We start from the raw sequence: 24,847 nt of genomic DNA, 5'->3' as shown, positions 1-24,847 counted from the left end.
ATCTTGGCTGGAAAGAGTCGTCAACCCCGGGGAGCTGAGGCTTAAGAGAGCCAAGGCGTTATCACCCGCAAGGAGAAAAGCATGGCGAAGAAAATCGTCGGCTTCATCAAGCTGCAAGTGCCAGCTGGTAAAGCCAATCCGTCGCCGCCGATCGGCCCCGCACTGGGCCAGCGCGGTCTGAACATCATGGAGTTCTGCAAGGCGTTCAACGCGCAGACCCAGGGCGTCGAGCCGGGTCTGCCGCTGCCGGTGGTCATCACCGCGTTCGCTGACAAGAGCTTCACCTTCATCATCAAGACGCCGCCGGCGATCACCTTGATCAAGAAGGCCATCAAGCTCGAAAAGGGCTCCGCACGTCCGCACACCGACAAGGTCGGCAAGATCACGCGCGCACAGCTCGAAGAAATCGCCAAGACCAAGATGAAGGACCTGACCGCGGCCGACCTGGACGCCGCAGTTCGCACCATCGCTGGTTCGGCACGCTCGATGGGCGTGAATGTGGAGGGCGTGTAAATGGCCAAGATCACCAAGAAGCAAAAGGCGCTCGCAGGCAAGGTCGACAGCAGCAAGCTCTACGCGCTGACTGACGCGCTCGGCATCGTGAAGGAAGCCGCGACGGCGAAGTTCGACGAGTCGATCGACGTCGCGGTGCAGCTCGGCATCGACGCCAAGAAGTCCGACCAGGTGGTGCGTGGCGCCGTCGTGATGCCGAACGGCACCGGCAAGACCAAGCGCGTCGCCGTGTTCGCCCAGGGCGCCAAGGCCGAGGAAGCCAAGGCCGCCGGCGCCGACATCGTCGGCATGGACGATCTCGCCGCCCAGGTGAAGGCCGGCGACATGCCCTTCGACGTCGTGATTGCCGCGCCTGACGCGATGCGCGTCGTCGGTACGCTGGGTCAGATCCTGGGTCCGCGCGGCCTCATGCCGAACCCCAAGGTCGGCACCGTGACGCCCGACGTCGCGACGGCCGTCAAGAACGCCAAGGCCGGCCAGGTCCAGTTCCGCGTCGACAAGGCCGGGATCATCCATGGCACGATCGGCCGCCGTTCGTTCGACAACGACAAGCTGCAGGGCAACCTGGCTGCGCTGATCGAAGCCCTGGTCAAGGCCAAGCCGGCCTCGAGCAAGGGCGTCTACCTGCGCAAGGTGGCAGTGTCTTCGACGATGGGTGTGGGTGTCCGCGTGGACACGCAGACCATCGCCCAGGGCTGATGTGAATTTGTCCGGCGGCCCGTCAAAAGGTCGCCGGGCGATGTGGTGGGTCGGAGCTGCGTCAAGCGGCTTCGGGCCATCCAAGACCGCTGGCGTACAGGAATTGCCTGTACTTAATCGCTTCACCCCCGTGATGCGGCCAGCGCAGATGGCGATCCCGCTGCAAAGGAACTCGTTTCCGGAACAGTTGGTCGCTGCATGAAGCGCGTTCCGAGACTTTGGTCGAGGGGCGCATTGAAAAGGAGTAGACCTTGAGTCTGAATCGCAGTGAGAAAGAAGCGGTCATCAATGAAGTGACCAGCCTCGCCGCAAAAGCTCAAACGCTCGTGATGGCGGAATACCGTGGCATCACGGTTGCCGATATGACCAAACTGCGCACCGAAGCGCGCAGCAAGGGTGTGAGCCTCAGCGTGTTGAAGAACACGCTGGCCCGCCGTGCTGTCGCCGGCAGCGCGTTTGAGATCGTCGGCGACCAGATGACCGGTCCGCTGATCTATGGCTTCTCCGAAGACGCCGTGGCTGCCGCGAAGGTGGTGGCCGATTTCGCGAAGACCAACGACAAGTTGGTGATTCGCGGTGGCGCATTCGGTGGCAAGGCCCTGGACGTCGACGGCGTGAAGCAACTGGCCAACATTCCTTCGAAGGAAGTGTTGCTGGCGCAGCTGCTGGGCTTGATGCAATCCCCGATCTCGCGCACGGCCCGTGTCCTGGCCGCGCTCGCCGAGAAGCGTGGTGGTGGCGAAACGCAGGCGGAAGCTCCCGCAGAAGGAGTCGCCGCCTAAGCGGCGACTTTCGATCCAACATATTTTTAGGAAACAAAAATGGCATTCGATAAAGACGCATTTCTGACCGCGCTCGACAGCATGACGGTCCTGGAACTCAACGACCTGGTGAAGGCCATCGAAGAGAAGTTCGGCGTGAGCGCCGCTGCAATGGCTGCTCCGGCTGCCGCCGGTGGCGCCGCCGCCCCTGCCGCTGAAGAAAAGACCGAGTTCAACGTCGTTCTGCTCGAAGCCGGCTCGAACAAGGTTGGCGCGATCAAGGCCGTGCGCGAAATCACCGGCCTGGGCCTCAAGGAAGCCAAGGACCTGGTGGAAGCCGCTCCGAAGGCCGTCAAGGAAGGCCTGCCGAAGGCCGACGCCGAAGCCGCCAAGAAGAAGCTGGAAGAAGCTGGCGCCAAGGTGGAACTGAAGTAATTCAGTCATCCTGGAGGGCTGGAGTGCGCCGAAAGGCCCTCCAGCCTTTGCCGCTTTCAGAGCGCACTCAAAAGCCGCCATTTCCCAGCGTCTTTTGAGTGTCTTCTGACCCCGACTACAGAAGACCCCTTGGTTCGGGTGATGTGCAACGCATCACTGTCCGCCAACGGCTGGTAGTGGCCAGCCGCCAAGCAGGGGCGCGAAAACGCCGCTGACAAGTCGCTGAAGATCTCAAGCACCGGAGCTCTCATGGCCCAAACGTCCACGTACAGTTACACCGAACGCAAGCGCATCCGAAAGAATTTCGGCAGCCGCGACAGCGTCGTCGAAATCCCCTACCTGCTGCAGATGCAAAAAGACGCGTACACCGCGTTCCTGCAAGCGGGTGTCCCGCCGCAGAAGCGGACGGTGGAAGGCCTGCAGGCCGCCTTCCACGCGGCGTTCCCGATCGTCTCGCACAACGGTTTCGTCGAGATGAAATTCCTCGAGTACAACCTGGCGAAGCCGGCTTTCGACGTGCGCGAGTGCCAGACCCGTGGTCTGACCTTCGCCTCGGCCGTGCGCGCCAAGGTGCAGCTGATCATCTACGACCGCGAGTCCTCGACGCCGCAGTCGAAGGTGGTCAAGGAAGTCAAGGAGCAGGAGGTCTACATGGGCGAAGTGCCGCTCATGACGGACAAGGGCTCGTTCATCATCAACGGTACCGAGCGCGTCATCGTGTCGCAGCTCCACCGTTCGCCGGGCGTGTTCTTCGAGCACGACAAGGGCAAGACGCACAGCTCGGGCAAGCTGCTGTTCTCGGCCCGCGTGATTCCCTACCGCGGCTCGTGGCTCGACTTCGAGTTCGACCCCAAGGACATGCTGTACTTCCGCGTCGACCGTCGCCGCAAGATGCCGGTCACGATCCTGCTGAAGGCGATCGGCCTGAATCCGGAATCGATCCTCGCGAACTTCTTCGTCAACGACAACTTCCGCCTCATGGACAGCGGCGCGCAGATGGAGTTCGTCTCCGAGCGCCTGCGCGGCGAAGTGGCGCGCTTCGACATCACCGACAAGTCGGGCAAGGTCGTCGTCGCCAAGGACAAGCGCGTCACCGCTCGCCACACGCGCGAGCTCGAGCAGTCGGGCACCACGCACATCAGCGTGCCGGAAGATTTCCTGATCGGCCGCGTGGTCGCTCGCAACATCGTCGATCCCGACTCGGGCGAAATCCTGGCCAAGGCCAACGACGAGCTGACCGAGTCGCTGCTGAAGAAGCTGCGTTCCGCCGGTGTGCAGGAGATCCAGTGCATCTACACCAACGAGCTCGACCAGGGCGCGTACATCTCGCAGACCCTGCGCATCGACGAAACCGCCGATGAGTTCGCCGCCCGCGTGGCCATCTACCGCATGATGCGCCCCGGCGAGCCGCCGACGGAAGACGCGGTGCAGGCCCTGTTCCAGCGCCTGTTCTACAACCCCGACACCTACGACCTGTCGCGCGTCGGCCGGATGAAGTTCAACGCCAAGGTCGGCCGCGACGAGTCGACCGGCCCGATGGTCCTGACCAACGAAGACATCCTGGCCGTGGTCAAGATCCTGGTCGACCTGCGCAACGGCCGTGGCGAAGTCGACGACATCGACCACCTCGGCAACCGCCGCGTGCGCTGCGTTGGCGAACTGGCCGAGAACCAGTACCGCACCGGTCTCGCGCGTATCGAGAAGGCCGTGAAGGAACGTCTGGGCCAGGCGGAGCAAGAGCCGCTGATGCCGCACGACCTGATCAACAGCAAGCCGATCTCGGCGGCGCTGAAGGAATTCTTCGGCGCCTCGCAGCTGTCGCAGTTCATGGACCAGACCAACCCGCTGTCCGAGATCACGCACAAGCGCCGCGTCTCGGCCCTCGGCCCGGGCGGTCTGACCCGCGAGCGCGCCGGCTTCGAAGTGCGCGACGTGCACGTCACGCACTACGGCCGCGTGTGCCCGATCGAAACGCCTGAAGGCCCGAACATCGGTCTGATCAACTCGCTGGCGCTGTATGCCCGCCTCAACGAGTACGGCTTCATCGAGACGCCGTACCGCCGCGTGGTGGACAGCAAGGTCACGAACGAGATCGACTACCTGTCGGCCATCGAGGAAGGCAAGTACGTGATCGCGCAGGCCAACGCCGCGCTCGACAAGGAAGGCCGGCTGACTGGCGACCTGGTCTCGGCCCGTGAAACCGGCGAATCGATCCTGGTGAGCGCCGAGCGCGTCCAGTACATGGACGTGTCGCCCGCGCAGATCGTGTCGGTGGCAGCCTCGCTCGTTCCGTTCCTCGAGCACGACGATGCGAACCGCGCATTGATGGGCGCCAACATGCAGCGCCAGGCCGTGCCTGTGCTGCGTCCGGAAAAGCCGTTCGTCGGCACCGGCATCGAGCGCGTCTCCGCGGTCGACTCCGGCACCGTGGTGACCGCGACCCGCGGCGGTGTCGTCGACTATGTCGACGCGACCCGCATCGTGGTGCGCGTGAACGACGCCGAAGCGGCGGCCGGTGAAGTCGGCGTGGACATCTACAACCTGATCAAGTATCAGCGTTCGAACCAGAACACGAACATCCATCAGCGTCCGATCGTCAAGCGCGGCGACAAGATCGCCAAGGGCGACGTCATCGCCGATGGCGCTTCGACCGACCTGGGCGAACTCGCGCTCGGCCAGAACATGCTGATCGGCTTCATGCCGTGGAACGGCTACAACTTCGAGGACTCGATCCTGATCAGCGAGCGCGTCGTTGCCGAAGACCGCTATACCTCGATCCACATCGAGGAACTGGTGGTGATGGCCCGCGACACCAAGCTGGGCGCCGAGGAAATCACGCGCGACATCCCGAACCTGGCAGAGCAGCAGCTCAACCGCCTGGACGAATCCGGGATCATCTACGTCGGCGCCGAAGTGCAGCCGGGCGACACGCTGGTGGGCAAGGTCACGCCGAAGGGCGAGACCACGCTGACGCCGGAAGAGAAGCTGCTGCGAGCGATCTTCGGCGAGAAGGCTTCCGACGTGAAGGACACCTCGCTGCGCGTGGATCAGGGCTCGCAAGGCACCGTGATCGACGTGCAGGTGTTCACGCGCGAAGGCATCACGCGCGACAAGCGCGCCCAGCAGATCATCGACGATGAACTGAAGCGCTTCCGCCTCGACCTGAACGACCAGCTTCGCATCGTCGAGGCCGACGCGTTCGACCGGATCGAGAAGCTGCTCACGGGCCGGGTCGCCAACGGCGGTCCGAACAAGCTCGCCAAGGGCACCAAGCTCGACAAGGCCTACCTCTCGTCGATCGAGAAGTTCCACTGGTTCGACATCCGCCCGGCGGAAGACGATGTGGCCGCGCAGCTCGAGTCGATCAAGAACTCGCTGGAGCAGACGCGCCACAGCTTCGACCTCGCGTTCGAAGAAAAGCGCAAGAAGCTCACGCAGGGCGACGAACTGCCCGCGGGCGTGCTCAAGATGGTCAAGGTGTACCTGGCCGTCAAGCGCCGCCTGCAGCCCGGCGACAAGATGGCCGGCCGTCACGGCAACAAGGGCGTGGTGTCGAAGATCGTTCCGGTCGAGGACATGCCGCACATGGCCGACGGCACGCCGTGCGACATCTGCCTGAACCCGCTGGGCGTGCCTTCGCGGATGAACGTGGGCCAGGTGCTCGAAGTGCATCTGGGCTGGGCCGCCAAGGGCGTGGGCCAGCGCATCGGCGACCTGCTGCAGGCGGAGGCCAAGGTGGCCGAGCTGCGCAAGTTCTTCGAAGACCTGTACAACGGGTCGGGCCGCAAGGAAGAGCTGAACGCGCTCTCCGACGCCGACGTCATCGAAATGGCGCAGAACCTGTCGCAGGGCGTGCCTTTCGCGACGCCGGTGTTCGACGGTGCCTCGGAAGAGGAGATCCGCGGCATGTTGAAGCTTGCCTACCCGGACGACATCGCCAAGCTCAAGGGCCTGAGCGAGAGCCGCACCCAGGCGTACCTGTACGACGGCCGCACCGGCGAGCGCTTCGAGCGTCCGGTCACCGTCGGCTACATGCACTTCCTGAAGCTGCACCACCTGGTGGACGACAAGATGCACGCCCGCTCGACCGGCCCGTACTCGCTGGTCACGCAGCAGCCGCTCGGCGGCAAGGCGCAGTTCGGCGGCCAGCGTTTCGGGGAAATGGAAGTGTGGGCGCTCGAAGCCTACGGCGCTTCCTACGTCCTGCAGGAAATGCTGACCGTGAAGTCCGACGACGTGCAGGGCCGCACCAAGGTCTATGAAAGCATCGTCAAGGGCGAGCACTCGATCGAAGCCGGCATGCCGGAATCGTTCAACGTGCTGGTCAAGGAAATCCGTTCGCTGGGTCTCGACATCGAGCTCGAGCGTTCGTAATCGAAAAGGGGAAAGAGTCTTATGAAATCGCTACTCGACCTGTTCAAGCAGTTCACCCCGGATGAGCATTTCGATGCCATCAAGATCGGCATGGCTTCGCCCGAGAAGATCCGTTCGTGGTCTTTCGGCGAAGTGAAGAAGCCCGAGACGATCAACTACCGCACCTTCAAGCCCGAGCGGGACGGTCTCTTCTGCGCCAAGATCTTCGGCCCGATCAAGGACTACGAGTGCCTGTGCGGCAAGTACAAGCGCCTCAAGCACCGCGGCGTGATCTGCGAGAAGTGCGGCGTCGAAGTCACGCAGACCAAGGTGCGCCGCGAGCGCATGGGTCACATCGACCTCGCCGCGCCCTGCGCGCACATCTGGTTCCTGAAGTCGCTGCCGTCGCGTCTGGGCCTGGTGCTCGACATGACGCTGCGCGACATCGAACGCGTGCTCTATTTCGAAGCCTACGTGGTGACCGACCCCGGCATGACCCCGCTGAAGAAGTTCAGCATCATGTCCGAGGACGACTACGACGCGAAGCGCAAGGAATACGGCGACGAGTTCATCGCCAAGATGGGCGCCGAAGGCATCAAGGACCTGCTGATGGGCATCGAGCTCGACACCGAGATCGAGAAGCTGCGCGGCGACCTGACCGGCTCCGAAGTCAAGGTCAAGAAGAACTCCAAGCGCCTCAAGGTGCTGGAAGCCTTCCGCAAATCGGGCATCAAGCCCGAGTGGATGGTGCTCGACGTGCTGCCCGTGCTGCCGCCGGACCTGCGTCCGCTGGTGCCGCTGGACGGCGGCCGCTTCGCGACCTCCGACCTGAACGACCTCTACAGACGTGTGATCAACCGCAACAGTCGTCTGCGTCGTCTGCTCGAGCTGAAGGCGCCCGAGATCATTGCGCGCAACGAAAAGCGGATGCTGCAAGAAGCTGTCGACAGCCTCTTGGACAACGGCCGCCGCGGCAAGGCCATGACGGGCGCCAACAAGCGCGCGCTCAAGTCGCTGGCCGACATGATCAAGGGCAAGAGCGGCCGCTTCCGCCAGAACCTGCTGGGCAAGCGCGTCGACTACTCGGGCCGTTCGGTCATCGTGGTGGGCCCGACGCTCAAGCTGCATCAGTGCGGCCTGCCGAAGCTGATGGCGCTCGAGCTGTTCAAGCCCTTCATCTTCTCGCGCCTCGAAGCCATGGGCATCGCGACCACCATCAAGGCGGCGAAGAAGGAAGTCGAATCCGGCACGCCGGTGGTGTGGGACATCCTTGAAGAAGTCATCAAGGAACACCCGGTGATGCTGAACCGCGCACCGACGCTGCACCGCCTGGGCATCCAGGCCTTCGAGCCGATCCTGATCGAAGGCAAGGCGATCCAGCTGCACCCGCTGGTCTGCGCGGCGTTCAACGCCGACTTCGACGGTGACCAGATGGCCGTCCACGTGCCGCTGTCGGTCGAAGCGCAGATGGAAGCCCGCACGCTGATGCTGGCCTCCAACAACGTGCTGTTCCCGGCCAACGGCGAACCGTCGATCGTGCCGTCGCAGGACGTGGTGCTGGGTCTTTACTACACGACCCGCGAGCGCATCAACGGCAAGGGCGAAGGCCTGATGTTCTCGGACATCGGCGAAGTCCAGCGCGCGCTCGACGCCGGCGTGGTCGAACTCACCGCCAAGGTGAGCGTGCGCATCACGGAGTACACGAAGAACAAGGAAACGGGCGAGTTCGCGCCGTCGACCTCGCTCGTCGACACGACCGTGGGCCGCGCGCTGCTGTCCGAGATCCTGCCCAAGGGCCTGGACTTCTCGAATATCAACAAGGCGCTGAAGAAGAAGGAAATCTCCAAGCTCATCAACGCCTCGTTCCGCAAGTGCGGCCTGAAGGAAACGGTGGTCTTCGCCGACAAGCTGCTGCAGAACGGTTTCCGCCTCGCGACCAAGGCCGGTATCTCGATCGCGATCGACGACATGCTGGTGCCTTCGGAGAAGCACGGCATCATCGACCGCTCGGCCAAGGAAGTGAAGGAGATCGAGCAGCAGTACGTCTCCGGTCTCGTGACCGCCGGCGAGCGCTACAACAAGGTGGTCGACATCTGGGGCAAGGCCGGCGACGAAGTGTCGAAGGTCATGATGGCCAAGCTGTCGAAGGAAAAGGTCATCGACCGCAACGGCAAGGAAGTCGAGCAGGAGTCCTTCAACTCGATCTACATGATGGCCGACTCGGGCGCCCGCGGTTCCGCCGCGCAGATCCGCCAGGTCGCCGGCATGCGGGGCCTGATGGCCAAGCCGGACGGCTCGATCATCGAGACGCCGATCACGGCGAACTTCCGCGAAGGCCTGAACGTGCTGGAGTACTTCATCTCCACCCACGGTGCCCGCAAGGGTCTGGCCGACACCGCGCTGAAGACCGCGAACTCGGGTTACCTGACGCGTCGCCTGGTCGACGTGACGCAGGACCTGGTCGTGATCGAACAGGATTGCGGCACGCAGGACGGCGCCGTGATGCGCGCGATCGTCGAAGGCGGTGAAGTGATCGAATCGCTGCGCGAACGTATCCTGGGCCGTACGGCTGCGGAAGACGTGCTGCACCCCGAAACGCGCGCGGTGCTGGCGAAGGCCGGCGACATGCTGGACGAAGACACGATCGAAGCCCTCGAAGCCGAAGGTGTCGACGAGGTCAAGGTCCGCACCGCGCTGACCTGCGCAACCCGCTTCGGCCTCTGCGCCAAGTGCTACGGCCGTGACCTCGGCCGCGGCGGTCTCGTCAACAACGGCGAAGCCGTCGGCGTGATCGCGGCGCAGTCGATCGGCGAGCCCGGCACGCAGCTGACGATGCGTACCTTCCACATCGGTGGTGCGGCATCGCGTGCGGCGGTCGCCTCGAGCGTCGAAGCCAAGTCCAACGGCGTGATCGGCTTCAACGCCACGATGCGCTACGTGACCAACAGCAAGAACGAGCTGGTGGTGATCGCACGTTCGGGCGAGATCGTCATCCACGACGAACACGGCCGCGAGCGCGAGCGCCACAAGGTGCCTTACGGCGCCACGCTGACGGTGAAGGCCGACCAGCAGATCAAGGCGGGCCACGTGCTGGCCAACTGGGATCCGCTGACGCGCCCGATCATCACGGAATTCGCCGGCAAGACGAAGTTCGAGAACGTCGAGGAAGGCCTCACGGTCGCCAAGCAGGTGGACGAAGTCACCGGCCTGTCGACCCTGGTCGTGATCGATCCGAAGCGCCGCGGCGCTGCCAAGGTCGTTCGTCCGCAGGTGAAGCTGATCGACGCTTCCGGCGCCGAAGTGAAGATCCCCGGCACCGACCACTCGGTGACGATCGGCTTCCCGATCGGCGCGCTGGTGCAGGTGCGCGACGGCCAGGACGTGGGCCCCGGCGAAGTGCTGGCCCGCATCCCGGTCGAAGGCCAGAAGACCCGCGACATCACCGGCGGTCTGCCGCGCGTGGCCGAGCTGTTCGAAGCCCGTTCGCCGAAGGACAAGGGCATGCTGGCCGAGATGACCGGCACGGTGTCGTTCGGCAAGGAAACCAAGGGCAAGGTCCGCCTGCAGATCACCGACCCGGAAGGCAAGGTCTGGGAAGAACTCGTGCCGAAGGAAAAGAACATCCTGGTGCACGAAGGCCAGGTGGTGAACAAGGGCGAGTCGATCGTCGATGGTCCGGCCGATCCGCAGGACATCCTGCGCCTGCTGGGCTCCGAAGAACTGGCGCGCTACATCGTGGACGAAGTGCAGGACGTGTACCGCCTGCAGGGCGTGAAGATCAACGACAAGCACATCGAGGTGATCGTTCGCCAGATGCTGCGCCGTGTCGTGGTCGAGAACCCGGGCGACACCAGCTACATCGCCGGCGAACAGATCGAACGCAGCGAGATGCTCAACACCAACGACGCCCTGCGCGCCGCTGACAAGATCCCCGCGACGTACACCAACCTGCTGCTGGGTATCACGAAGGCATCGCTCTCGACCGACAGCTTCATCAGCGCCGCATCGTTCCAGGAAACGACGCGCGTGCTGACCGAAGCCGCGATCATGGGCAAGCGCGACGAGCTGCGCGGCCTGAAGGAAAACGTTATCGTCGGCCGCCTGATCCCTGCGGGCACCGGCATGGCCTACCACCAGGCACGCAAGGCGAAGGACGCCATGGACGAGGCCGAGCGCCGCGCCATTGCCGAAGCCGAAGCGGCCGAGCTGTCCGGTTCCTCCGCGGCCGACGAAGCGACCGCAACGGTCGACGCCGGCGAAGGTGCTGCAACCGAATAAGCGGTAGTAGCATCGCCGGTCATGACCGGTTCCCAACTGCCCCCCTTCCGCCCGCGGATCGGGGGCTTTTTATTGGGTGTGCGCTGAATGCCGGAGATGCCTGGATCCTTGCCCTACTGGATTGCCGGCGCAATTGCGCTGTTCTGGTTCGTCGGCGCCTACAACCGGCTCATGCGTTTGCGTTCGGCCGCGCTGCAGGCCTATGCGGTGCTCGATGCGGCGCTGGTCCGGCAGCTCGATTTCGTGCTCGCCCGCGCGGCCGAGGAGGAGCCGTCCGCCACGCCGCTGGAGTCGCCCAGCGCTTCGGTGCGGGCTGCCGCGAACCAGCTCTCGACCCTGCTCGCGGCCACGCGCCTTCGGCCATTGAACCCCGCGGGGGTGGCGGCGATGAGCACCGCGATGCACGTCATGCTCGCGGCTTGGCAGAGCCTCCATCCCGATGCGGTCGTCAGCTTCGATGCCGACGGCACCCTGTCGCGGCCGGCACCGCTCGAAGGTCTCCCGGAACCCTCCACGCCCATCGCCTGGCCGGAACCTTCCGCCGCCGCCGAGATGGCCCGGGGCCAGTTCAATCTCGCCGTGGCCCGGTACAACGCCGCGATCGCCGAGTTCCCGGCAGTGCTGGTGGCGTGGATCATGCAGCTCAAGCCGGCAGCCGCGTTGCGCTGATTCCCGTGTTGCGTGGCTGACGCATCACCCTATTACCATCGACCCGATTTGCCAGACCTTTCCGATCCCAATTCCGTCTCGCCGCCCCTCTGGCGCCAGCTGCACCTGACCGCCGCCGCGCTGGCTTCGATCCGCGCGGGGACTTCGGGCTCCGTCGCCTTCGAAGCGGTGGAGCCTTCCATGCGGCCGGGCGTTCAGGCGCTCGGTTTCCAGGCCCTGCGCTGGCTCGGCCGCGCCGAGGCGTTGCGCCGCCAGCTGGCCAAGCGCACGCCGCCGCCCGCGGCGGACGCGCTGCTCTGCACGGCGCTCGCGCTGGCATGGGATGCCGGGCGCTCGCAGTACGAGCCCTTCACCCTGGTCGACCAGACTGTCGAAGCCGCCAAGCGCAGCCCGGAAACCCGCGCTCAGGCGAGCTTCATCAATGCCTGCCTGCGGCGCTTCCTGCGGGATCGCGAGGAGCTGCTCGCGGCCACGGACCGCGAGCCGGTCGCCCAATGGAACCACCCCCGCTGGTGGATCGAGCGCCTCAAGCGCGACCATCCTCGCGAATGGCAGCGTGTGCTCACTGTCGACAATTCGCAGGCGCCGATGACCCTTCGCGTCAATCTTCGCAAGGGCAGCGTCGACACCTACCTCCACAAGCTGAATGCCGCCGGCTTGCACGGTTTCCCGGTCGGGGACAGCGGCATCCAGCTGACGCGTGCCCGGCCGGTGCAGCAACTGCCCGGCTTTGGCGAAGGCGAATGCTCCGTGCAGGACGCCGCCGCCCAGATCGCCGCGCCGCTCTTGATGACCGGTCTGCGCTCCGGCGCCGCACCGCTTCGGGTGCTGGATGCGTGCGCGGCACCCGGCGGCAAGACGGCGCACCTGCTGGAGACGGCCGCTCCCGGCGAAATCGAAGTCACCGCGCTCGAGGTCGATGCGGCGCGCAGCCGGCGCATCGACGAAACGCTGTCGAGGCTCGGCATGCGCGCCAAGGTCCTGGTGGCAGACGCCGCCCGGCCCGCGCAATGGTGGGACGGCGTGCCTTTCGACGCCGTCCTGCTCGACGCCCCGTGCACGGCGTCCGGGATCGTCCGGCGGCATCCGGACGTGCGATGGCTGCGCCGCGAGAGCGACGTCGAGCAGCTCGCGTTGCAGCAGGCCATGCTGCTGGAGGCGCTTTGGCCGCTGGTCCGGCCGGGCGGCCGCCTTCTCTATTGCACCTGCTCGGTGTTCAGGGAAGAGGGTTCGCACCAAATCGAGGCGTTCTTTGCACGCAACACCGACGCCCGATTACTGCCCTCGCCGGGCCATTTGCTCCCGCAAACTGGGGAAAACGCGCGTGGCGTCCCGGACAATCCGTTGGGTGATCACGACGGTTTCTTCTACGCCCTGCTGGAGAAGCAGCAGCGCTGACCGATGCTCCCCGGCCCGGCTGGCCGTACTGCTGGTGCTCGCCTGGTGTCTCGCATGGTTCCCTGGCGCCGTCTTCGCCGAACCGCACGGCGCATCCGTCACCCAGATGCGGCTCGAGCAGGCGGACGACGGCATCTACCTCACCGCCCAGGTCCAGTTCGAACTGCCCGCCCTGGTCGAGGAGGTGCTGGAAAAGGGCATCGCGATCTATTTCGTGGCCGAGGCCGAGGTCTACCGCGAACGCTGGTATTGGACAGACCTTAAAGTGGCGCAAGCCGTGCGGCACATGCGGCTCGCCTACCAGCCGCTCAGCCGCCGGTGGCGCCTCAACGTATCGCCCGTGCCCATCACCAATGCCGGGTTCGGCGTTTCGCTGAACCAGAATTTCGAGACCCTCGCCGATGCCCTCGAAGGGGTGCGGCGGGTCGGCCGGATGCGCCTTGGCGATCTGTCCGACATCGGCGACGCGCCGGATCATCCGGTGACCTTCCGCTTCCGCCTCGACACCTCGCAACTGCCGAGGCCGTTCCAGCTCCAGATCGGCGGCCTGGGTGGCCAGCCCGACTGGAACATCTCCATCGAGAAAAGCGCCCGCCTGCCGCTGGAGAAGGCGAAGTGAGCATCGCATCGCGCGGCGGCTCCAGGTCGCCGGCGGCGCGGCGTTCGCGCGCGGTCCGCTGGGCCATCGGCGTCGGCGCGGCGATGGTCACGGCCATCGGCCTCGTGCTGATGTTCCTGCTCGCGCAGGCGACCAACAACCGCGCCTTCTACGAGCGCAACTACGCGCGGCTGTTCGGCATCAACGTCGTCGTCGCGGTGGTGCTGATCCTGGTGATCGGATGGGTCGCGTACCGGCTGCTCAGCCGGCTGCGGCAGGGCAAGTTCGGCAGCCGGCTGCTCATCAAGCTGGCCGCCATCTTCGCGCTCGTGGGCGTGGTGCCGGGCATGCTGGTCTACGTCGTGTCCTACCAGTTCGTGGCGCGGTCGATCGAGAGCTGGTTCGACGTCAAGGTCGAAGGTGCGCTCGATGCGGGCCTGAACCTCGGCCGGGCCACGCTCGATTCGCTGTCCGACGACCTCATGAACAAGACGAAGGCGGCGGGCGCGCAGTTGGCCAATGTCTCCGATGCGGGCGCCGGCCTGGTGCTGGAGCGGATCCGCGACCAGTTGGGCGCCACCGACGTCGTCTTGTGGTCCAGCAGCGGCCAGCTCATCGCCGGGGCGGGCGCCTCGCGCTTCCAGCTCAGCCCCGAGCGCCCGACTTCGCAGCAATTGCGGCAGGTGCGCGCCGACCGGGCCATTGCGCACATCGAAGGCCTCGACGAAATCCCTGCCCCGGGCACTGCCACCCCGCCGCCCGCGAGCGTCCGCGCGATCGCGCTGGTGCAGCGGCAAGGATTCGAGTTCAACACCGAGCCGCGTTTCCTGCAGGTGACGCACCCCCTGCCGCCGGCCGTGGTCGCCAACGCGCTGGCCGTGCAGGAAGCCAATCGCGAATACCAGGAAAGGGCACTCGCGCGCGAAGGCCTGCGCCGAATGTACATCGGCACGCTCACGCTGACCCTTTTCCTGGCGGTCTTCGGGGCGGTGCTGCTGGCCGTGCTGTTCGGCAACCAGCTCGCCCGGCCGCTGCTGGTGCTGGCCGACGGCGTGCGCCAGGTGGCCGGCGGCGACCTGCGGCCGACCGCCGTGCTGCAAGGCAAGGACGAACTCGGTGGCCTCACCCGCTCGTTCGCCGTGATGACCCAGCAGCTGGCCGAGGCGCGCGGCGCGGTCGAGAAGACCATGGGCGAGCTCGACGCCGCCCGGTCCAATCTGCAGACGATCCTCGACAACCTGACCTCGGGCGTGATCGTGCTCCAGGCGGACGGGGTGATCGTCTCGACCAACCCGGGCGCCACGCGGGTCCTGCGGGCGCCGCTGGCGGCGTTCGAAGGCCAGCGGCTGTGCGACGTGCCGGGCCTTGCCGAGTTCGCGCAGAGCGTGCAGCAGCAGTTCGACGACTTCGAGGTCGAGCGCCTGCAGCATGGCCTCGACCACTGGCAGCACGCGTTCGAATTGCACGCCGCCGGCGACGCCATGGTGGAGGACACGATCAACATCGTTGCCCGGGGGGCCGAACTGCCCGGCGCGACCCGGCTGCTGGTGTTCGACGACATCTCCGAAATCGTCTCGGCCCAGCGCGCCCAGGCCTGGGGCGAAGTCGCGCGACGGCTGGCGCACGAGATCAAGAATCCGCTGACGCCGATCCAGCTCTCGGCCGAGCGGCTCGAAATGAAGCTCTCCGGCAAGGTCGCGGCGCCCGAGCAAGCGGTGCTCACCAAGTCCGTCAAGACCATCGTCGACCAGGTCGACGCCATGAAGCGGCTCGTCAACGAGTTCCGCGAGTACGCACGGCTGCCGGCGGCCGACCTGAAGGCCGTGGACCTCAACGCGCTGGTGACCGACATCCTCCATCTCTACCCGGCGGAGAATGCCCTGGTGGCCCTGCGGCCGGAATTCGACGATCGTTGCCCCCCGATCCGCGCCGATGCGCAGCAGATCCGGCAGGTGATCCACAACCTCTTGCAGAACGCCCAGGATGCGGCGGAGGCCAATGCGGGTCGGACCGGGCATGCCGGCGAGGTCGTCATCCGGACGCGGCTCGCGGAATCCGGCCAGCGGGTGCGCCTCACGGTGCAGGACAGCGGCGCCGGCTTCGCCGAGCACATCCTCAAGCGCGCCTTCGAGCCCTACGTCACGACCAAGGCGAAGGGCACCGGCCTGGGCCTCGCCGTCGTCAAGAAGATCGCCGACGAGCACGGCGCGCGCATCGAACTTTCGAATCGCGTGGTCGATGGGGCTGTGGCTGGTGCGCAAGTCTCGCTATCATTCGCGCTTGCAGGGGGGCCGCAGGGAGCGGTTGCTCACACAGAAGATTCGAAGTCATCCGCGACCTGAGCAAACTGCAGGCGATCCATCGCATGGACCTTCGGGCACCTCACCAACTAGACATACATCGGCGCACATCTCAAGCAAATGGCAAACATCCTCGTGGTCGATGACGAGCTGGGCATCCGAGACCTGCTCTTTGAAATTCTCAACGACGAAGGCCACAACGTCGAACTCGCCGAGAACGCGGCCGAGGCCAGAGCGGCGCGACAGCGAGCCCGTCCGGACCTCGTCCTGCTCGACATCTGGATGCCCGACACCGATGGCGTCACGCTGCTCAAGGAATGGTCGGCGGCCGGCCTCCTGAGCATGCCCGTGGTGATGATGAGCGGACACGCCACCATCGACACCGCCGTCGATGCCACGCGCATCGGCGCGTTCGCGTTTCTCGAAAAGCCGATCACCCTGCAGAAACTGCTGAAGGCCGTCGAGCAGGGCCTCGCACGCGAAAGCGCGCGCCGCGCTGCAGCCAGCGTCGTGCCGCCGTCGAGCCATCTCTCCGCCGTGGTCACGACCGTCGGCGAAAGTACCCTGGTGCCGCCGGCGCCGCAGACTGCCGTGGCCGAGACAGGCCCGCAATCGACGCAGAGCTTCGACCTCGACCGCCCGTTGCGCGATGCCCGTGACGGCTTCGAGAAGGCCTATTTCGAGTTCCACCTGGCGATGGAGAACGGCTCGATGACCCGCGTCGCCGAAAAGACCGGGCTCGAGCGCACGCACCTCTATAGAAAACTGAAGCAACTTGGCGTCGATCTTTCGAGAGGGCGCCGAAGCACTGTATAATCTAAGGCTGCATACAACGGCCCGGTAGCTCAGTTGGTAGAGCAGCGGATTGAAAATCCGCGTGTCGGTGGTTCGATTCCGCCCCAGGCCACCACTATTCAGCGCCCAACCGTTCTCGGTTGGGCGTTTTCATTTGCGGGTTCCGCGCACCACGCGGGCTTGCGGGCCGTTCTGCGTGTGCCAGCCGTTCCGGGCACGGGCGGCATGACCCGCCCGGTTCGCCCCTGTTCCGCCCTATCTTCTCTCGAAACCTGCGCCAACTTCTTCGCCGTGGCACTCGCAGACGGCGTTGTTCATCAACCACTTGTGCGCGTGCCGACGCGAATGGTTGCCTCGCGGGTTTGCACGAGCAATGCAGAACGGCAAACCCGCGAGGCCAGCCTCCACGTCAGCCCTTGGGCGGGAACGGGTCGTCACCGTAGCTGTTGCGCTCACGGATCTGGCCATCACGCCCTTGGATGAACATCTCGCTCTGCTGGTTGATGGCGATGTCCCGCGCACGGTCAATCGCCTGCTGCTGCGTGTCGTGGATGGAGGTGAGGCGGTCGTTGCCTTCACCTCGCACACCCCACTGATCGCCGCCGTTGATGGGAACGACCCATTGGTTCTTTCCGCTCACTTCAAGCACTCCAAAAATTGAAAAGGTCAGGCTCTTGAAGTCGGCGCGAGCCTCGGCGCGTCGGGTGGCGAGATCACGTCATGGCGACCTCCTTTCCCGCTGCCGCGCACGGCATCGCATACAAGCCTGCGCGCTTCTGCGTGACCACGACCGCACCGTAGGCCGCGTGCTGCGCCGCAGGCTCCGGCTTGCCCTTGTCCTTCGCCTTGATCTTGAAGACGTCAATCGGCTTGTCGCTTCCCAAGCCCGCGCGTTGCATGATTCGCTCCGCCGTCGTGGCTTCGCCCTTGAACGACCACAGCGACTCGAACACCTTGGCCTGACCGTCGGTGAACTGGATCGGCGCGCTGCTGATGTCAGGCAGCGTCGCCCACTTGAAGTCCGCCGAGAATGGCCCGTTCACTGGCGTGGCTAGATCGACGACTGCTGGTGTCACGGGCGGCGACGGCGTGCCGAGGAGCGTGATCCCACCGCCGTAGAACGTGAAGCGTTCTTCCAGCGCCAACCACTCGATGCCCGCTCCGAAGGGCGAGCCGCGCGTCGTGCTCGGCCTCGGCGTGATCAACCGGATGTCGCCGCCCGCCACGCGCACGCGATCCAGCAGCGCGGGTTCGTGCAGCACCCGCGTCAGATTGCGGGCCAGCAGGACGGGCGAACGGCGGGCATCGCCGAGCCGCCACACGCCGTCGCCCAGATCATCGATGCCATCGCGGCTTTCGATCTCCAATGCGAGGCGCATCTTCTGCCTCAGCCAGTCCTCGTCCAAGGCCAAGGCCGCACCGTCGTTCGCTTCGACCGCCACCGGCCCGCACTCCGGGCAACGGCACATGCGCCCGCCGCGACCATCGCCCCACACCTGCACCCGATGCTGCTGGCAGTGCGGGCAGAGCACGAAGGACTGATCCACGACCGTCGGCTTGACCGCCTTGCCAAGGACGGTCAGCGCCGTCGCCTCACGCAGCGACAGCGTGGCGCGCAGCATGGGCGTGCCGCCCGCGAACAGGCGGCAGACCAAGGCCCAGGCGTCGTGCGCCGCCATCGATCAGTCCTCGATCACCGGCGACGAACTGATCGCATCCGCTTCCGGCGGCACTTCGTGCGCGCTCAGGGTCTGGCCCTTCTGCAAGATGCCCACCGCGACGAGATAGCCCTCCAGTTGCGCCTGCATCTTGGCGTCGAACTTGTGCAGGTTCAGCCGCCCCTTGCTGGTCACCTCGATGGTGACCACCTTGGCGCGCGTGCGGCCCGGCTCGGGCGGGTAGTAGAGATTGACCTGCGCCGCCGTCACTGCCCATTTGCCTTCCAGCGGGCCGGGCAGCTTCTCTTTCAGCAGCTCATGCACGGAGCGTTGCTGGCTGGACTGCATCGCGGTGCATTCGATCTTCAGCGCGGTATCCGGGCTGAGGAGCGTGAGCGCCTTCAGTTGCACCATCGAGAAACCGTCCTCGAACGCCTCCGGCGCGTCGAAGCCGGTGCGCAGCATCGACAAATCCAGCGTCGGCGACTTGATTCGGTGCGCGCTCGCCTTGACGCCCAGCACATGCTCGGCGAAGGCCTCGACCAGCATCTGCTGGTACTTCTGGCCGCCGCGCACCAGCGTGCGCACCACGCCGGTGGTCTTGGCGTACTCCAGCACCATGTGGATGTTGGGGTTGCCGACGCGGCGCTTGAGGGTCGAACCCTCGAACTCCAGCCGCAGCATGGCCATGTCCTTGACGTGGACGGTCAACAGGAACACGCCGGGACTGCGCTGGACCAGATGCGCCACGCTGCTGTCGCCGCACTGCATCTCGCGCTTGTAGAAGGCCGAGATCGCGTTGCGCAGTGCGGCCAGATTGTGGTCAGCGCCGTTCGGCTGGCGCTTCAGACCCAGATCGTATTGCTGGGTCTGCGGCCCGTGATGCTCCCAGAAGCTGAAGTCGTAGGCGCGCTCGAACAGCGCTGGGTGGTTGACGTACAGCCAGAACGAACGGTGGATGTCGCTGCCGCACAGCGTCAGTCCTGCCAGCGCGGCACCGTCCGCCACCACGGCCTCGAACATCGCCTGCTTGCCCGCCGCGTCGCCCAGCTGAACGCTGGCCATGAGGTTGGCGATCATCTGGTCGCGGGCTGCGGTGTCGGGCCAGACCTTGACCGCCTCCACCAAGAATTGGCTGGTTTCCGGCGTGTCGTCCCACGCGAACCCGTGCGGCACGGGCAGGCCATGCGAGGTCAGGAAGTCGCGCAGCGTGGCATCCACCGGCAGCTCGAGCATCACGTCGACAAAGGTTTTCTTCATCTTGTTCGTCCTTTCTGGATCGGCGTCGGAGGTCTGCGACCGGGGATCGGGCTGCACGGGCCAGCGACAGGGGTACTGAACACGCATCCCGCACAAGTAAAGCTGCGAGATACTGACGTGATTCTGACCCGCAGATTTCCGCTTGTCAATCAACAGGGCACACCTAGACCTATTTGGTATCTCGTAGCTATACTGTCGGTCTAGCTTCCATTCACTGACCCCACTACAGGAGCATCGCCATGGCTTCGGCGTTCGGAACACGCCTGCGGCGTTTGCGCGAGGCGAAGAAGTTGACCCTGCAACAGGTCGCCGACGCGGTCGGCTGCACCAAGGCGTACATCTGGGAACTGGAGATGAAGGACGGGCAGCGTCCGTCCGCAGAGCGGATTCAGAAGATCGCTCAGGTGCTCGGCGTAACGATGGAGGATGTGATGGGCACGCCCATGCAGCAGGCACCGGAGGCCAGCCCCGAGGACGTTGCGTTCTTCCGCGAGTACGCCGGGATGACCGACGAGGAGAAGGATCGCTACCGGCAGGCGCTCAAAATCATGTTCCCCGACAAGGGCGAAGGCGGGGACTGAGGATTGAGCGCGCCGCAAGCTCTCACTGGCTCCATTGCCGCCAGCACCGTCCTGAAGTGGTTGCGGGCGTATCACCGTGAGAGCGGCATGCCCGATGCCGTCGATCTGGACATCCTGCGCCAGATGCTGCCAACCACGCCCTACGGCAAGGACGTGCGGGAGATCAAGGCACCGATGGTGCTCGACGTCGACAGCTGCGAAGGCATGCTGGTGCGCAACCCGAAGGACGTCGCCGAGTGGGGCATCTTCTACAACGGCAAGGCCAGTCCGGAGCGCCGACGCTTCACCATCGCCCATGAGCTGGGCCACTTCATCCTGCATCGCCGGCAGCAGCAAAGCTTCAACTGCGACAAGGAAAGCGTCTACTCCGGCGTCGACACCATCCGCGCCATCGAACGCGAAGCCGACGACTTCGCCAGCAACCTGCTGATGCCCGGCGACCTGCTGCGCGACTGGATTTCGAACCAGCGCATCGACCTGCACGTCCTCAGCGCCATCGCCAAGCGGTTTCAGGTTTCGTTCGAGGCGCTGTGTATCCGCTTCATCAAGTTCACCACGCAGCGCGCGATCCTCGTCTATTGGGACAACGGCTACGTGAAGTACGAATGGCGCAGCAGCAGCGCCGTCAAGACACGGGCGCGCATCCGGCGCAACGCCGATCCGCAGGAACCGCTGCCGGGTACGCTGGCAGCCGACGCCAGCGTTGATCAGGAATGGGATGGCACGGAGATGTCCGCCGCGATCTGGTGTCCGGAGGAGGCGCAGCACATGAAGCTGCGCGAATTCAAGCACAGCTTCGGCGCGCGTGATCGCGTCCTTACACTGCTCCTGCTCGAAAGCGCCGAACCGCGCTCATGGGATCGGTCGTGGCAGGACGAGGACAGCTTCGACAGCTTTGACCAGTTCGTCTCGAACGGCCAATTGCCGGCTCGATGAATCGCGGCCGATCAATGACATGACGACACTACCCGCAGCTAGCGCATTGCAGACGCTGCAGCATGAAGTTCAGCGATTGCTGGGCCGCTGCCTGCTGCGTCTGCAGCAGTATGAACACCTGATCAAGGCCATCGTGGCGCATCACGAGATCGCAGGACCGGCTCATGCTCTGGAGTCGATCCGCGCGGCACGTGTCGCCGACACCGCCAGCAAGACGCTTGGCACCCTGGTCGGAAATCTCCTCGGATCGTATGTCGTCACCAATGAAGCCGAGACTACCGCCGAGGTCACGGCCGATGCACCCGAGGACGTCATATCGTTCGGCATGCGGATGCACCTGAGCATGTCCGCCGAGGATTTCGCCCGGACAGAGAACGAACTGAAAGAGTTGGTGTTACTGCGGAACAACCTCGTTCACCACTTCATCGACCAGCACGACCTATGGAGCTTGGACGGTTGTCGTGGTGCGCACGATGCCTTGGTCGCTGCCTACGGCCGAATCGACCAACACTTCGAGCAACTACGGGGATGGGCCGAACACATGGATCAGGCCCGGCGGCTGACGGCGGAGTTCGTCCAGTCGGATGCGTTCCACGACCTCGTGGTCAATGGCATCGCCCCGGATGGCGTCGTGGATTGGCCTGCCGCAGGCATCGTGCGCGCGCTGCGGGAAGCCGCTGTTGAACTGGCTGTCGAGGGCTGGGCACCTGTCGCATCGGCTGGACGATGGATCACCGAGCGGCACCCAGAACAACTGCCTGCCAAGTATGGCTGCAGCAGTTGGCGGCAGGTGGTGCATGAGTCGCGTCTTTTCGAGCTTCGGTACCGCGAAGTGGATGGGCAGCGCGCCGCGTGGTATCGGGCGAAGCAGGACTCCGCGCACTCACGCTAAATCACGTTACGCGAAGTGCCCCCGGTTTCTAGCATGAGCAGCGTTTTCCATCGAAACGCCTGCCATGACAGAACTCGAACCCATCTCCATTTCCCCGCCGTCTGACCGTCCCCGGCACGCGCAGCAGGAAATCGCCGACCTGCTGGCCGCCGCACTGCTGCGCCTGCGCCGGCGTCCATCGCGCGACACTCTCGAAAACAGCGAGTGCGTTCGCCTTGGCTTCCCCGGCCAACAGCGCGTGAATGCGAACCCCGATCACCACCACGGAGTTCGCCGATGACGGCACACGCACCATCCACCACCACCTCGGTCGCCGCCCAGGTCGCCGGGCTTCCCCATCTCTCGATGGAGGATCTCTGGAAACTGTGGGACGCGCATTTCGACGAACGGCCCGGCCACCACCATCGCGGCTGGCTGGAGAGCCGATTGGCCTACAAGATTCAGGAGCGCGCCTTCGGCGGCCTGAAGTCCTCGCTGCGCAAGAAGCTCGAAGAGGTCGGCGAGACCGGCATCCTGCCCAAACAACTGCGCGGCGACAGCCAGCGCCTGCTGCCCGGAACCATCCTCACGCGCATCTACGACGACGTCGAGCATCGCGTGCTGGTGCGCGGCACGGGCGACTTCGAGTACCAGGGACAACGCTTCAAGAGCCTGTCCGCGATTGCAGGTCACATCACGGGCAGCCACTGGTCGGGGCCGGTGTTCTTCGGCCTGAAGACGCCCGCCGCGAAGAAGGTGACGGCATGAGGTCGCCGCGCGCCAACCCGCTGCCGACGGTCACGCCGAAGAAGCGTTGCGCCGTCTACACCCGCAAGTCCACCGACGAGGGGCTGGATCAGGAATACAACAGCCTCGAAGCCCAGCGCGACGCGGGCCTCGCCTTCATCGCCAGCCAGCGGCACGAAGGCTGGATCGCCGTCGGCGACGGCTACGACGATGGCGGCTACTCCGGCGGCAACATGGATCGCCCTGCGCTGCGCCGCCTGATGGTCGACATCGAGGCCGGGAAGATCGACACCGTGGTCGTCTACAAGATCGACCGGCTCACCCGAAGCCTGCCGGACTTCGCCAAGCTGGTCGAGGTGTTCGACCGCAATGGCGTGTCCTTCGTCTCGGTCACGCAGCAGTTCAACACCACGACGTCGATGGGGCGGCTGACGCTCAACATCCTGCTGTCCTTCGCGCAGTTCGAGCGGGAGGTCACGGGAGAGCGCATTCGCGACAAGATTGCCGCCAGCAAGGCCAAGGGCATGTGGATGGGCGGCGTGCCGCCCTTGGGCTACGACGTAGTCGAGCGCAAGCTCATCGTCAACGAACGCGAGGCGGCGCTGGTGCGCGACATCTTCCGGCGCTACGGCGAGCATGGCTCGGCGGCGCGACTGGTGCGTGAACTGGACATCGAAGGCCACACCACCAAGGCCTGGGTGACGCAGACCGGGCGGCAGCGTCCGGGGCGCACCATCGACCAGCAGTACCTCTTCACGATGCTGCGCAACCGCATCTACCTCGGCGAAATCTCGCACAACGGTCAGTGGTTCTCGGGGCAGCACGACGCCATCGTCGCGCCGGGCCCGTGGGACGCCGCGCACGCGTTCATCGAACGACGCAAGCAAGCGCCGCGCGAGCACGCCGCCAAGCATCCGGCGCTGCTGGCGGGACTGCTGTTCGCACCCGACGGGCAGCGCATGCTGCACTCCTTCGTCAAGAAGAAAAGCGGGCGGCAGTACCGCTACTACGTCCCCTACCTGCACAAGCGGCGCAACGCGGGCGCGAGCCTGTCACCCAGCACGCCGGACGTCGGGCATCTGCCCGCCGCCGAAATCGAGAACGCGGTGTTGGCGCAAATCCACGCTGCGCTCTCCGCGCCGCAGATGCTGATCGCGGTGTGGCGGGCCTGCCAGCAGCATCCTGCCGGTGCCGCGCTCGACGAAGCGCAGGTGGTGGTGGCGATGCAGCGCATTGGCGATGTTTGGGCGCAGTTGTTCCCCGCCGAGCAGCAACGCATCACGCGGTTGCTAATCGACCGCGTGCAACTGCACGAGCACGGGCTGGACATCGTCTGGCGCGAGGACGGCTGGATCGGGTTCGGGGCCGACATCGGCACGCATCCGCTGGTCGAGGAAGCTCGTGAACAGGCCGTGGAGGCACTGGCATGAACACCACGGCGAACCCGCGCAAGCGCACCGTCCACATCGAGGTCGGTACCGATGCCCGCAGCTACGTCAGTGGTGGCCAGCGCGTCACGCTGGTGCCGTTGAAGATCAAGCGCCGCCAGAACCGCAAACTGCTGATCCCACCCGCGCCCGACGCCACCGCCCCGACGGGCGGCTTCGACGTGCCGATGATCAAGACGCTCGGCAAGGCCTTCTACTGGAAGCGGCTGATCGACGAAGGCATCCATCCGACGACCGCAGATCTGGCGCGCGCGCTGAAGGTGGAGCCAGGCTGGGCGGCCGAGGTGCTGCGCATGACCATGCTGGCCCCGGACATCGTCGAGGCGATCTTCGAGGGCCGCCAGCCCCGGCATCTGAACCTGCACACGCTGCGCGGCCGCCAAGACCTGCTGCCGCGCGACTGGGGCAAGCAGCGTCGGTCGCTGGGTTTCCCTGACGCCTGAACCCCATCCCCGATTTCCTCTGACGACGGCGAGCCATGTGCTCGCCGTTTTCGCTTGCGCGCGGGGGGATTGGCGAACCCGAAGTTTCCGCGTGGTTCGCCATT

21 protein-coding genes and 1 tRNA gene are annotated in these 24,847 nt (G+C 65.3%); 19 read left to right on the top strand and 3 right to left on the bottom strand.

The annotated features are described in order from the left end of the window. The first annotated feature begins 81 nt into the window (after positions 1–81). From rplK to VAR608DRAFT_RS34650, 12 genes are all read left to right on the top strand, one after another. Positions 82–513, top strand: coding sequence for a 50S ribosomal protein L11 (rplK, locus tag VAR608DRAFT_RS34705; RefSeq protein ID WP_028252759.1), 432 nt, complete (start codon positions 82–84; stop codon positions 511–513). Next, positions 514–1,212 carry a 50S ribosomal protein L1 gene (gene rplA / locus VAR608DRAFT_RS34700; protein ID WP_088958188.1) on the top strand — a complete coding sequence of 233 codons (699 nt, stop codon included), beginning with the start codon at positions 514–516 and terminating at the stop codon, positions 1,210–1,212. Between the two features lie 251 nt (positions 1,213–1,463). After that, positions 1,464–1,994: a 50S ribosomal protein L10 gene (rplJ, locus tag VAR608DRAFT_RS34695; protein WP_088958187.1), complete on the top strand. Its 531-nt coding sequence runs from the start codon at positions 1,464–1,466 to the stop codon at positions 1,992–1,994. Positions 1,995–2,033: 39 nt separating this feature from the next. Continuing rightward, entirely contained in the window at positions 2,034–2,408 is a 375-nt protein-coding gene (rplL, locus tag VAR608DRAFT_RS34690) for a 50S ribosomal protein L7/L12 (RefSeq protein WP_088958186.1), read from the top strand. Positions 2,409–2,657: 249 nt separating this feature from the next. Next, the gene (gene rpoB, locus VAR608DRAFT_RS34685) at positions 2,658–6,782 is read left to right on the top strand and encodes a DNA-directed RNA polymerase subunit beta (RefSeq protein WP_088958185.1); all 4,125 of its coding nucleotides are present in this window, start codon (positions 2,658–2,660) and stop codon (positions 6,780–6,782) included. Positions 6,783–6,803: 21 nt separating this feature from the next. Further along, entirely contained in the window at positions 6,804–11,039 is a 4,236-nt protein-coding gene (gene rpoC, locus VAR608DRAFT_RS34680; RefSeq protein WP_088958184.1) for a DNA-directed RNA polymerase subunit beta', read from the top strand. 96 nt (positions 11,040–11,135) lie between these two features. After that, positions 11,136–11,708, top strand: coding sequence for a lema family protein (locus VAR608DRAFT_RS34675; protein ID WP_231973067.1), 573 nt, complete (start codon positions 11,136–11,138; stop codon positions 11,706–11,708). Between the two features lie 48 nt (positions 11,709–11,756). Then, positions 11,757–13,106, top strand: coding sequence for a 16S rRNA (cytosine(967)-C(5))-methyltransferase RsmB (gene rsmB / locus VAR608DRAFT_RS34670; RefSeq protein WP_088958182.1), 1,350 nt, complete (start codon positions 11,757–11,759; stop codon positions 13,104–13,106). Positions 13,107–13,125: 19 nt separating this feature from the next. After that, the gene (locus tag VAR608DRAFT_RS34665; RefSeq protein ID WP_443082968.1) at positions 13,126–13,725 is read left to right on the top strand and encodes a DUF4390 domain-containing protein; all 600 of its coding nucleotides are present in this window, start codon (positions 13,126–13,128) and stop codon (positions 13,723–13,725) included. An 83-nt stretch (positions 13,726–13,808) separates the two neighbouring features. Next, entirely contained in the window at positions 13,809–16,046 is a 2,238-nt protein-coding gene (locus VAR608DRAFT_RS34660; protein WP_088959144.1) for an ATP-binding protein, read from the top strand. Between the two features lie 78 nt (positions 16,047–16,124). Continuing rightward, on the top strand, positions 16,125–16,820 hold the full coding sequence (locus VAR608DRAFT_RS34655) for a response regulator (protein WP_088958181.1): 696 nt from the start codon (positions 16,125–16,127) through the stop codon (positions 16,818–16,820). Positions 16,821–16,838: 18 nt separating this feature from the next. Beyond that, positions 16,839–16,914 (top strand) — tRNA-Phe (locus VAR608DRAFT_RS34650). A gap of 294 nt (positions 16,915–17,208) precedes the next feature. On the opposite strand, the gene VAR608DRAFT_RS34645 is transcribed toward VAR608DRAFT_RS34650, so the two are convergent. The 3 genes from VAR608DRAFT_RS34645 to VAR608DRAFT_RS34635 all read right to left on the bottom strand — a co-directional run bounded on the left by VAR608DRAFT_RS34645 (position 17,209) and on the right by VAR608DRAFT_RS34635 (position 19,717). Continuing rightward, positions 17,209–17,439 carry a DUF2188 domain-containing protein gene (locus tag VAR608DRAFT_RS34645; protein ID WP_042426947.1) on the bottom strand — a complete coding sequence of 77 codons (231 nt, stop codon included), beginning with the start codon at positions 17,437–17,439 and terminating at the stop codon, positions 17,209–17,211. A 73-nt stretch (positions 17,440–17,512) separates the two neighbouring features. Further along, positions 17,513–18,478 (bottom strand): hypothetical protein, encoded by a 966-nt coding sequence (locus VAR608DRAFT_RS34640; RefSeq protein ID WP_088958180.1) that lies wholly within the window; start codon positions 18,476–18,478, stop codon positions 17,513–17,515. 3 nt (positions 18,479–18,481) lie between these two features. Further along, positions 18,482–19,717 carry a hypothetical protein gene (locus VAR608DRAFT_RS34635; protein ID WP_088958179.1) on the bottom strand — a complete coding sequence of 412 codons (1,236 nt, stop codon included), beginning with the start codon at positions 19,715–19,717 and terminating at the stop codon, positions 18,482–18,484. A 239-nt stretch (positions 19,718–19,956) separates the two neighbouring features. Between VAR608DRAFT_RS34635 and VAR608DRAFT_RS34630 the strand changes: the two genes are divergently transcribed. From VAR608DRAFT_RS34630 to VAR608DRAFT_RS34600, 7 genes are all read left to right on the top strand, one after another. Continuing rightward, on the top strand, positions 19,957–20,298 hold the full coding sequence (locus VAR608DRAFT_RS34630; protein WP_088958178.1) for a helix-turn-helix domain-containing protein: 342 nt from the start codon (positions 19,957–19,959) through the stop codon (positions 20,296–20,298). An 87-nt stretch (positions 20,299–20,385) separates the two neighbouring features. Next, the gene (locus tag VAR608DRAFT_RS34625; protein WP_088958177.1) at positions 20,386–21,234 is read left to right on the top strand and encodes an ImmA/IrrE family metallo-endopeptidase; all 849 of its coding nucleotides are present in this window, start codon (positions 20,386–20,388) and stop codon (positions 21,232–21,234) included. A gap of 19 nt (positions 21,235–21,253) precedes the next feature. Continuing rightward, positions 21,254–22,126, top strand: a complete 873-nt coding sequence (locus VAR608DRAFT_RS34620; protein ID WP_088958176.1) for an OST-HTH/LOTUS domain-containing protein — start codon at positions 21,254–21,256, stop codon at positions 22,124–22,126. A gap of 64 nt (positions 22,127–22,190) precedes the next feature. Continuing rightward, a complete protein-coding gene (locus VAR608DRAFT_RS34615) occupies positions 22,191–22,406 on the top strand; it encodes a hypothetical protein (RefSeq protein ID WP_088958175.1) in 216 nt (71 codons plus the stop codon). Next, positions 22,403–22,873 carry a DUF2924 domain-containing protein gene (locus VAR608DRAFT_RS34610; RefSeq protein ID WP_088958174.1) on the top strand — a complete coding sequence of 157 codons (471 nt, stop codon included), beginning with the start codon at positions 22,403–22,405 and terminating at the stop codon, positions 22,871–22,873. The genes VAR608DRAFT_RS34615 and VAR608DRAFT_RS34610 overlap by 4 nt, the downstream gene beginning before the upstream one ends. Beyond that, positions 22,870–24,282, top strand: a complete 1,413-nt coding sequence (locus VAR608DRAFT_RS34605; protein ID WP_088958173.1) for a recombinase family protein — start codon at positions 22,870–22,872, stop codon at positions 24,280–24,282. The genes VAR608DRAFT_RS34610 and VAR608DRAFT_RS34605 overlap by 4 nt, the downstream gene beginning before the upstream one ends. Beyond that, entirely contained in the window at positions 24,279–24,743 is a 465-nt protein-coding gene (locus VAR608DRAFT_RS34600) for a hypothetical protein (RefSeq protein ID WP_088958172.1), read from the top strand. The genes VAR608DRAFT_RS34605 and VAR608DRAFT_RS34600 overlap by 4 nt, the downstream gene beginning before the upstream one ends. Positions 24,744–24,847 lie beyond the last annotated feature (104 nt).

The sequence above is a fragment of the Variovorax sp. HW608 genome, from assembly GCF_900090195.1.
Lineage (GTDB): Bacteria > Pseudomonadota > Gammaproteobacteria > Burkholderiales > Burkholderiaceae_C > Variovorax.
Note: the sequence above shows the minus strand (reverse complement) of the source record. Positions and strands in the feature narration are given on the sequence as shown.